The organism is Mesorhizobium sp. M2C.T.Ca.TU.002.02.1.1 (assembly GCF_003997225.1).
Window position 1 is genome coordinate 1 of sequence record NZ_RZTO01001334.1, and the last position, 897, is coordinate 897.

Consider the following 897-nt stretch of genomic DNA (forward strand, 5'->3'; position numbering starts at 1 on the left):
GTCGACGCCATCCACCAGCGTGTTGGCAATCCGTGCCCTTGAGCGGGAATCGTCGAAAAACAGAGGGGGTGGAGACGATGGCAGATTTTCCGATCGAGGCCGTGCGCGGCAAGTTTCCGGCGCTTTCGCTGACCGATGACGGGCGGCGGCGCATCTATCTCGACAATCCCGCCGGCACGCAGGTGCCGCTGGCGGTGGCCGACGCGGTGTCGCGCTGCCTGCTCTCGACCAACGCCAATCTGGGCGGGTTCTTCGAGACGACGGTCGCGGCCCAAAAAGTGGTCGACGACGCGCATGCGGCGATGGCCGATTTCCTGAACGCATCGAGCGTCGAGGAGATCGTCATCGGCGCCAACATGACGACGCTGACCTATCACATGTCGCGCACGCTCGGCCGGCCGATGAATCCCGGCGATGAAATCATCGTCACGCGCATGGACCATGAAGGCAATGTCTCGCCCTGGTTGCAGCTCGCCGAGGATATCGGCCTTGTCGTGCGCTTCCTGCCGTTCGACGAGCGGAGCTGGCAGGTGGAGGAGACAGCGCTCAAGGCGCTGCTTTCGGACAAGACGCGCCTCGTCGCGCTGAACTATGCCTCGAACCTCACCGGCTCGATCAACCGGGTGAAGGCGCTGACGGCGGCAGCTAAACAGGCCGGCGCGCTGGTCTATGTCGATGCCGTGCAGTTCGCGCCGCACGGGCTGATCGACGTGCAGGAACTCGGCTGCGACTTCCTCATCTGCTCGGCCTATAAATTCTTCGGGCCGCATATGGGCATATTGTGGGGCCGCCGCGACGTTATCGACACGCTCAAGCCCTACAAATGCCGCTGCTCTTCGAACGTCCTGCCCGAGCGGTTCGAGCTTGGCACGCCGCAGATCGAGCTGATGGCTGGGT

General features: G+C 63.5%; 1 protein-coding gene. It reads left to right on the forward strand.

Annotated features, from left to right (window positions below):
- Nucleotides 1-77: 77 nt before the first annotated feature.
- On the forward strand, nt 78-897 hold an 820-nt coding region (locus EOD07_RS35920), incomplete at its 3' end, for a cysteine desulfurase-like protein (RefSeq protein ID WP_127238477.1).